The 9,204-nt window shown below is 41.8% G+C and carries 7 protein-coding genes; 2 read left to right on the top strand and 5 right to left on the bottom strand.

The genetic code is table 11. From position 1 onward, the window contains the following. The 3 genes from ACFFAP_RS06160 to ACFFAP_RS06150 form a co-directional block, all read right to left on the bottom strand. Positions 1-1,171: PAS domain S-box protein (locus ACFFAP_RS06160; protein ID WP_375510397.1), on the bottom strand; the 1,171-nt coding region annotated here is incomplete at its 3' end. 13 nt (positions 1,172-1,184) lie between these two features. After that, positions 1,185-3,164 carry an ATP-binding protein gene (locus ACFFAP_RS06155; RefSeq protein WP_375510396.1) on the bottom strand — a complete coding sequence of 660 codons (1,980 nt, stop codon included), beginning with the start codon at positions 3,162-3,164 and terminating at the stop codon, positions 1,185-1,187. Between the two features lie 697 nt (positions 3,165-3,861). Next, positions 3,862-4,362 carry a fatty acid hydroxylase gene (locus ACFFAP_RS06150; RefSeq protein WP_375510395.1) on the bottom strand — a complete coding sequence of 167 codons (501 nt, stop codon included), beginning with the start codon at positions 4,360-4,362 and terminating at the stop codon, positions 3,862-3,864. Between the two features lie 853 nt (positions 4,363-5,215). Between ACFFAP_RS06150 and ACFFAP_RS06145 the strand changes: the two genes are divergently transcribed. Beyond that, positions 5,216-5,362: a ribbon-helix-helix protein, CopG family gene (locus ACFFAP_RS06145; RefSeq protein ID WP_229493684.1), complete on the top strand. Its 147-nt coding sequence runs from the start codon at positions 5,216-5,218 to the stop codon at positions 5,360-5,362. 492 nt (positions 5,363-5,854) lie between these two features. Here ACFFAP_RS06145 and ACFFAP_RS06140 read toward each other — a convergent pair whose 3' ends face one another. Next, positions 5,855-6,034, bottom strand: coding sequence for a CopG family transcriptional regulator (locus ACFFAP_RS06140; protein WP_069073736.1), 180 nt, complete (start codon positions 6,032-6,034; stop codon positions 5,855-5,857). Positions 6,035-6,170: 136 nt separating this feature from the next. Then, entirely contained in the window at positions 6,171-6,317 is a 147-nt protein-coding gene (locus ACFFAP_RS06135; protein ID WP_375510394.1) for a hypothetical protein, read from the bottom strand. 158 nt (positions 6,318-6,475) lie between these two features. Between ACFFAP_RS06135 and ACFFAP_RS06130 the strand changes: the two genes are divergently transcribed. Then, positions 6,476-9,204, top strand: a 2,729-nt coding sequence (locus ACFFAP_RS06130) for an NB-ARC domain-containing protein (RefSeq protein WP_375510402.1), incomplete at its 3' end; no start/stop codon positions are given.

Here is a 9,204-nt window from a genome sequence, read left to right as displayed (position 1 = left end):
ACATATCTAATAAGCGTTGATTTTCAGCTTCTGCCTGCTTGCGATCGTGAATATCAGTACAGGTGCCAATCCATTCCCGAATACTGCCGTCTTTTTCCAAGACGGGGGCACCACAGACAGAGAAGTAGCGGTATGTACCATCCTTGCCACGCACCCGATATTCGGTTTGGTAAATCCCCCGGTTCGCCACAGCAGCATTCCAAACTTCTATGGATCTAGCACGGTCATCGGGGTGAATTGGATCAATCCAGCCCCAACCTTCAACTTCAGCTTTGCTCTGCCCCGTATAGGCCATCCAGGTAAGCATTTCACTGCTTATTCCCAGTCCTTCTGGAGTAGCTCCCCAGACGATCTGTGAACTAGCAGTTACTAAGGAGCTATATCGTTCTTTAAGACGCTGATTTTCGGCTTCTGCCAGCTTGCGATCGTGAATATCGGTGCAAGTGCCAATCCACTCCTGAACGCTACCATCATCTTCGATGACGGGGGCACCCCAGACCCAAAAGTAGCGATAATTACCATCCTTGCCACAAATTCGGTATTCAATTTGATACATGCTCACGTTTGCTACAGCAACACCCCAGGCTTCTCCGGTATAGCCACGATCATCGGGATGTACAGCATCAATCCAGCCCCCATTTTCCGCTTCAGCTAAACTTTGACCTGTGTAGGCGATCCAGTCTGTCAATTCAAAGCAAATTCCTTCTGGTGTGCTGACCCAGATAATTTGCGTATTAGTTTTGACCAGAGAGCGGTATCGTGCTTCGCTCCGTTTCAAGATTTTTTCGGAGTGTTGACGTTCCTGCTGGGCACGCCTGAAGTCGCTAATATCTTCCACACTTGACCAGATCAGGCGTTCTCCATCTTTCTCAATCATCAGTCCAGAAATTCTGACCGGAACCAGATGCCCGTCTTTGTGGATTAACTCCTTCTCTTCAGGCCCGTAGCGACCAGTCCGTTCTAGGTTCTCTAGCAGAGCTTGCTTGGCGGCATAATTTTCCGGAGTAATTTGCCAGTAGTTGAGATTCAGGGTTTCTGGAACAGTGCGCCCCAAAATGGCAGCATAGGCGGGGTTGATGTTAATTAGCGTCCCATCTGTTCGGCATAGTATTAGCCCAACAGGACATTGTTCAAATAGCTGACTGTTGTATTCATCGAGTTGGTTAAACATGGTTGAGGTTTCTTTAGTGGCGTATTTGGGTAGGGTTAGAACAACAGAACCAAGACAACAAAGTGGCGTAAAGCTTTAAGGAAATTGGGTGGCGTTGGAACATCTGGTAAATTTGATCGGGTGATGCACCTTCCACCTCTGGACTGTGCTGTGAAAGTCGCTGGATCAATTGAGTGTGGCAGATCAACAAATCCGTCGGTTTGAGCATTGGAACTGTTGATGGAATGAAGCCGTCGGTATCGGGAGTAGAAGATGATTGTGTTGTGGGAGTTGTCAAGGCAGAGGTGCTATTTTGTTCTTTAACAGCGTCTGTCAATGCACAATTTACTGGAATCTGAATCCAGAATTCTGTTCCTTCACCCGGTTGAGAACGACACTTGAGCATTCCCCCATGTTTGTCTACAACAATTTGGTAGCTGATTGCCATGCCTAACCCGGTTCCCTTGCCAACATCTTTCGTGGTGAAGAAGGGATCGTAAATGCGGCGAATTACCTCCTCCTTCATGCCTGGGCCGTTGTCAGCGATGCGAATTACAACCCACTGGTGGTCAATGGCTATGGTACGAATTGTGATTTGGGGATTGGGGGTTGGGGATTGGGGATTATTTTTAACTCCCCAATTTTCCATACTTTCTTCCAAAGCATCAATGGCATTTGCCAGGATGTTCATAAACACCTGATTCAACTGTCCGGGATAGCATTCAATCAGGGGAAGTTTTGCATAGTCTTTAACGATTTCAATTGCCGGACGATGAACATCTGCTTTCAGGCGATGATGAAGAATCATTAAGGTTCCATCAATGCCATCGTGGATGTTCACGGCTTTCATTTCAGCTTCATCATGGCGGGAGAAGTTTTTCAGGGATTGGACAATTTCGACGATGCGACCTGTGCCCAGTTTCATCGAATCTAGCAGTTTAGGCAAATCCTGCATGATAAATTCCAGGTCTATATTGTCTAAATCTGATTCCAGTTCTGGAGGAGCAACAGGTAGGAATTTCTGATACTTTTCTAACAGGTGCAACAAGTCTTGGGCATATTCGGCAACATACCTTAAATTGCCGCAAATAAAGTTAACCGGGTTGTTGATTTCGTGGGCAACTCCGGCAATGAGTTGCCCGAGACTGGACATTTTTTCGCTTTGGATTAACTGAGTTTGGGCTAATTGCAGCTCATGAAGAGCTTGCTGAAGCTTCTGTGTCTGGGCTTTTGCCTGGACGGCTGCTTGAGTGCTTTGCTCGTAAAGCACAGCTTTTTCAATAGCGATCGCTGTTTGAGAGGCAAAGATACTCACCAGTTTCAGGTGTTCAGCCTTGTATGAGTCAGTTTTGGCCGTTCCAATAGCGATCGCTCCTAGTACCCGCTCTTTGGCTCGCAACGGTACACAAATCATTGCAGCAACGTTTTTTTGCCCTTCTAATCGAGAATCGGCTTGCACATCATTGACAAGTTCTGCTCGGTTAGATTGCACAATGTTACCAATAATTCCCTTACCCGGTTCCGGCTGACTGTGGTCAAAAAATACTCCAAATTCACCAATGATTTCAAACGCAGTTGCATCTGGACTCAAAAGCAGAATCATCCCCGCAGATGATTCAATTAATTGACTCAATTCTTGAAGCACAAGTTGGGCAATCTGTCGAGTATCCAAACTTGTTGTGAGTTGAGTCGAGATATCGTCAAACAAATCAATTTCCTGGTATCGTTCCAGCAATTCTTTGGCGAGTATTTTTTTCTCAGCTTCCTGCTTTGCTAGAAACGAGAGCAAAGTCGCAAGTAGAGTTGCCTGTTCTTCTCCAACAACCCAACCGATGATTTCTCCTGACACCTCGATTGGATATCGGTTTTTCGCAGTTTGCTCCCCAATGCTAATCAGTTTCGTGCCGTCTACTAGTTCAACATCAATCGCAATGTTAAACTGGTAGATTAAGTTATGAAGGAGAGATGGCAACTCTTTTTTGTTGAGCATCTTTCTGAGGCTAACTGCGGACATGAAACACCTCGACCGCATTCAAGCCAACCAGGTTATTAACGAAGAGGCAGGCAAAAGGGGGCAGGGAACGGGGGGAAATGACCCCTAACTCCTGCTGCGACCAAACTGGTCTTGGGTTTAAGATTCCCACTGAACTCTTGTTCAGGGCTGCCAAATCATCCGGGGTAGAATCCCCTTTTGGTTTGCATTTCTGTTCGATTGCGTTAGCTTGCTTATCTGTACCCCTTCCCTGCGGGACGCTCCACGAACGGATAAGCAAGCTACGCCTAGCATCTCCAAAAAAGAGAGGAATTGTCATAAAAATCTAGTAATATAATAATTTACTAATTAAGACTATTTTTCCCAAAAAGATCGGCGATATAACAGCGAAGTTGAGTGGTAACAAATACCTTTAAACTCCTTACAGAGGCGTGCTTCCGTCCGTATAACTCGCTTATTTTTTGATAAGTTTTAGAAAATTTCTAAAGATTTTCTTTATAATTATAAAAAAGCATAGATTTAAATCTATGGTCAATTCATGTCTCTTGTTGCTACTACTCGTAAATTGGGACTCAGCTTTTTTGAGTATGTAGGTGAGCGCATTTGTGAGACTGGAATAATCCTTTTTGTGGCAAAACATAAAAAGGTTAGCAAAAAAAGCTGCGATCGCAGCTTTTTTGGTAATTTGAAAAAGTATTTAGGTAAGCAGTAGCTTCAGTTAGATTCGAGAGTAGCGAAAACGAAGTCTGAGTAGGCGAAGCCAGCGTAACCACATTTGTGCAGGTTGTTCAAAGAACGTGAAAATATCACCGAAACCCAAATTAGTTTTGTGATGGTGCAACCAGTGTCTCTCAGGAGTAGTAATAAATAGAATTTGGCATAAAATATTGACAGGCTTTGAAGTTTGCCAACCTAGTACACTTATGTGTCTCCACCATACATGAAACTGACCAAGCAGTAATCCAGAGATAACGCCGATGGGAGAAAAAGACCACCAGACTACTGCTACAAGTACATAAGGCAAAGCTCCCAAGATACCATCTAAAAGAACCTGGGGATTAAAAGTCAAAATAGCGTAGTGGCGGAAGTCCTTCTTCCAAGAGTGGTGCGTTTTTAGATGTAGGCTACCAAAAACGTGCTGGGGTACGTGGTAAAAGAATGTAGATAAAAAATCGCCAAAAAACAGTAATAACCAAGCAACAGCGATAGCCTCAAGCATTTGTACTCCTCAAGTAAGTCAAGAAAACTCCACAGAAAATATGCAAATTTTATGCTGTAGGCGTAGACACCTGATTTTCTATGATGCTTGCATCATCTGTGCATTTCATGGGTCTACACTCCAGTTAATTTGGCGAGAGAGTATATGTAATTGGGTGAGTTGCAGTTTCATGAATCTACAATCTTTAATGCAGTAAACAGCAACTCGTAATAACCTCCAATTTGGCTTTTAACTCTGGATTAATGGTAGCAATACATCTAAATCTCGATAGAAATACTGTACTTTAACATAGTTACTACATAATCTTCTTACTAAGGCATACAGTGTAAGCAAAGGTTGAGTTAAAATTAGTACAAATTTAGGTTAAGGCGTTTTTCAGTATTATGAATACTAAACTGATTGCAATTAAACTTTAATTAAAAATCTAATCAGAACGATATAAATAGGCATTCTGCCAAAGTAACCTGGGTTATCAAGGTGAGGAAAGCTGGTTGACAATTAAATTAAGAGGCGGCAAAATTTGGAGCATCTAGAAGTAACTAAATGCCCTAATAGTAGGCTATCAATCAGCAAATCGTGGGTAGAGAGCGACGCAAAGAATAAATATTTACCCACATCCTCATCTCAACCTACTAATTTCAACAGCGTATTTGGATTTTAGAGTCCTAAATATTAATTGCTCGTATATCATTTCTGGACAAGTTAGTAAATCAGTAAAGCATATCTGCAATATTTATTTACAACTGCCCTCTTTAAAAGGTATCTCGGCATATCCTAAATTTAGGTTACTTTCCTGTTGGGAAGGTAAAATCAGGGTTTGAAGCTATGATTACACGATTTATCTTGTTTGAGCATGAACAAAAAATGGGCCGTCAAACGAATCACTATAAACCTGGCATCAAATGAAGCCAAGAACCTTGAAAAGTACTGTGAACAGACAGGTAGACCAGCAACGGATGTGATTCGAGAACTGATTCGAGCTTTGCCACTGATAAAATAAAAGTAGATTTGCGAACCATTTCCCCTTGGTTCATTCTCAAGATATAAGCATTATAATTTGGTTGAATTGGAGGTGTTAAATTAACGAGTGGTAATTTTTTGTGAGGATTGCGAGGGATGTAAAAATTGAGTTAAGGCGTGCTATGCCCGCCGTAAACGAGCGCAGCACGCCAAAAACAAGATGATATGATAACTATTATTGAGTTGCTAAATGATGAGTAAGAGACTGTTTCTCAGCTTCGTCCAGTATCCTTATTCTGTCGGAACTTCCGTCAGAAAATAATTTCTAACCCTTATTTTTTAGTATTTTCGCAACAAACAACAGTATTTAAATAATAAATATCCAGTCGTGAGGGTCTAATCTATGATTACCGTTCTTGAATTACTCTTGTCAGAGTAAATTTAAAAACCTTTGCCCAAATCTGCAACCCCTTCTACTTTAGCCGTGACTCTTCTAGACTGGGGCTTTTCAGACTTGGCATGAAAAGTCAGGTCAAGGCAAGGCTTGAATGAGTTCCCGAATTACATCTATTGCTGGTCTGCCTGTTTGTTCACAATACTTTTCAAGGTTCTGAGCTTCATCTGATGTCAAGTTTAAGGTAATTCGCTTAAGCGCCCTTTTTTTACTGGAGGTTGCCAAACGAGGAAATTTAAGTGCAGCAGTTTTATTCATTGATTGATAGGCTAGATATATACAAACTTTCCTTATCAAGCTTGCCAATTCAGAAACGTCTTTACCAGTGAAAATCAGGATTTTGAGATTGAACTTAAGTTTTACATCCCAAGTCTATTACTGAAAATTCGAGGTATTAAATAATTAACCCCACACGTAATGAATCTGCCATTACCCAAGTGCAAGAAGCTTTCGGCTGAAGAGATGATGTCAGCAATGCCCCACAGACCAGATTGTCTGTTGAGCAAGCGGTGTTGAATTGCCGAGACAAGTAGATTGCCAAAAGTGGTTTTTCTCAGGGAATATTTTGGTAATATACCTGTTTTGAATCCTTTGCAACATAAGATTATTCGTTTGTTATGGCTATCACCCCATATCTATAGCAACCTAGTAGATAATTCCTTTTAATCAAAGGTGATTACACTAACAGTGAGTTAATACATGACTTTACAGAATTGGAGACGCAAGCGTGGCATTGCACTTACTAACAAGGGGTTACAAAAAATTAAGGAAGCAAAGCATCAGTCAGAAGCAAAGGAAAATTTTGGAAACAGATATACTCTTGAAGAAATGAGCGCACGCTCTGGGTTATATTCCGCTACCATCTCGAAAGTATTGAATCGGGAAGGAGGAGTTGACAAACAGACTATTGAGAAGCTTTTTTCGGCTTTTAATTTAAAAATAGATAAAAGTGACTATTTAAGTTCAAATAATCGTTTAGATTGGGGAGAAGCTATCTTTAACTCAGTTTTTTATGGACGTATAGAAGAACTTACTACGCTAGAGCAATGGATTCTTGATGAGCACTGCCGATTGGTGGCACTATTAGGAATAGGAGGTATTGGGAAAACGGCACTGTCTGTAAAGCTTGCTCAACAGATTCAGGACAACTTTGAATATGTGATCTGGCGATCGCTACGAGAAGCTCCACCTGCTAAAATTATTCTAGGTAACTTAATCCAATTTTTATCTGACGAGCAGGAAACGGAAGCAAACTTACCAGAAAGCTTTAGCGAGAGGGGATCGCGGCTACTCTATTATTTACAAAATCATCGCTGTTTGGTGATACTTGATAATGCAGAGTCAATTCTCCGCAGTGGTAGCCGCGCCGGAATTTATCGAGAAGGATATGAGGAATATGGTGAGCTTTTAAGACGCGTGGGAGAAGCAACTCACGAAAGCTGTTTAGTGCTGACTAGTCGGGAAAAACCCAAAGAAGTGGCATTATTAGAAGGACAAGCACTAGCTGTTCGTTCATTACCACTGAGTGGCTTAAAGGTGGCAGAAGGGCAAGATATCTTAAAACTCAAAGGGCTATCGGCAGCAGAGGATGAATGGAAAGTAATGATTGAACGTTATGCAGGCAATCCATTAGCTTTAAAGATAGTTGCCACGACCATTCAAGATATTTTTGATGGTAATGTCACTGAATTTTTACAACAAGACACATCTGTTTTTGGCGACATTCGTGATGTTTTAGAGCAGCAATTTGAACGCTTGTCAGATTTAGAAAAAGACATAATGTACTGGCTAGCTATTAATCGGGAGTCGATTACACTCTCAGAATTGCGAGAAGATATTGTATCACCAGTACCACAAGCAAAATTATTAGAGGCTGTAGAATCTTTAGGCAGGCGATCGCTAATCGAGAAGGCTACGCCTACGCTCATTGAAAAAACTGGATCACTTTTTACGCTCCAGCCTGTGGTTATGGAGTATGTGACTAATAGCTTGACAGAACGCGTCTGTGAAGAGATTGTCACTCAAAATATTGATTTATTCAGATGTCATGCTTTGATGAAGGCGACGGGTAAAGACTATGTTAAAGATACTCAAGTTCGTCTTATCATCAAACCGGTTATAGATGAGTTGCTTAATGTTTTAAGAAGTAAAAGAAACATTCAAAATCAGTTAATTCAAATTCTTACAAGACTGCGAGAAGAATCTCCTCTAGAACCAGGGTATACAGCTGGCAACATTCTTAATCTGCTTTCTGATTTAGAAACTGATCTGAGTGGCTATGATTTTTCTTACCTGACTGTTTGGCAAGCAGACTTGCGAAGTGTGAATTTGCACAATGTAAATTTTGCTCATGCCAATTTGGCCAAGTCTGTTTTTGCCGAAACCCTCGGCGGTATTCATTCTGTAGCATTCAGCCCTGATGGAAAACTTTTGGCTACGGGGGATACTAATAATGAAATTTGCTTGTACCAAGTTGCGGATGGGAAACAACTGCTTACCTGCAAAGGGCACACAGGTTTTATCTGGCCAGTTACCTTTAGCCCTGATGGTCATATTCTTGCTAGTGGAAGTGATGATCAAACAGTTAAGCTGTGGGATACTCGCACTGGGCAATGCCTAACCACTTTAAATGAGCATAATGGTGGAATTTGGTCAGTCGCCTTCAGTCCACAAGGTACTATATTTGCCAGTAGTAGTGAAGACCAAACAGTAAAACTGTGGGATACCAGCACCGGGCAATGCTTCAAAACTTTGCAGGGACATAGTAATCGCGTTACATCAGTCGCCTTCAGTCCTCAAGGTACCACGCTTGCCAGTGGCAGTGATGACAAAACTGTGAAGTTATGGGATACCAATGTTGGGCAATGCCTCAATACCGTGCAGATTGATAATAGTGGAAGTCGGTCAGTCGCCTTCAGCCCTGATGGTAAAACTCTGGCTATTGGTTGTCATGATAAAACGGTGAGGCTATGGGATCTCCTTACAGAGCAATTTGTTCAGATTTTGCAAGGTCATACTGACTGCGTGAATTCAGTAGTCTTCAGTTCTGATGGTAAGACGATAGCAAGTAGCAGTGATGACCAAACGGTGAAACTGTGGGATATTAATACGGGTCGTTGCTGTACAACCTTACAGGGACATAGTAGCAGAATACCGTCAGTTGCTTTTAGTCCAGGAGGAACGAAACTAGCAAGTGGCAGTGAAGATCAAACAGTAATGCTTTGGGATATCAACACTGGTAAATGCCTCAAGATATTGCAAGGTTATTGTAATGGAATTTGGTCGGTCACCTTCAGTTCAAATGGTCTTATTATTGCCAGTGGCAGTAATGACCAAAAGGTTAAACTATGGGACGCTATTACTGGTAAATGCCTCAAAACTTTTCAGGGACATAGTAATAGAGTCACATCAGTCGCTTTTAGTTCGGA

Source organism: uncultured Nostoc sp. (assembly GCF_964245575.1).
GTDB lineage: Bacteria > Cyanobacteriota > Cyanobacteriia > Cyanobacteriales > Nostocaceae > Nostoc.
The sequence above is the reverse complement of the archived record's forward strand: the minus strand, read 5'-3'. Positions and strand labels throughout refer to the sequence as shown.

Coding starts and splice junctions, on each gene's coding strand:
- ACFFAP_RS06145 (WP_229493684.1), top strand. CDS start 5,216: ATGAACAAAAAATGGGCCGTCAAACGAATCACTATAAACCTGGCATCA.
- ACFFAP_RS06155 (WP_375510396.1), bottom strand. CDS start 3,164: ATGTCCGCAGTTAGCCTCAGAAAGATGCTCAACAAAAAAGAGTTGCCA.
- ACFFAP_RS06150 (WP_375510395.1), bottom strand. CDS start 4,362: ATGCTTGAGGCTATCGCTGTTGCTTGGTTATTACTGTTTTTTGGCGAT.
- ACFFAP_RS06140 (WP_069073736.1), bottom strand. CDS start 6,034: ATGAATAAAACTGCTGCACTTAAATTTCCTCGTTTGGCAACCTCCAGT.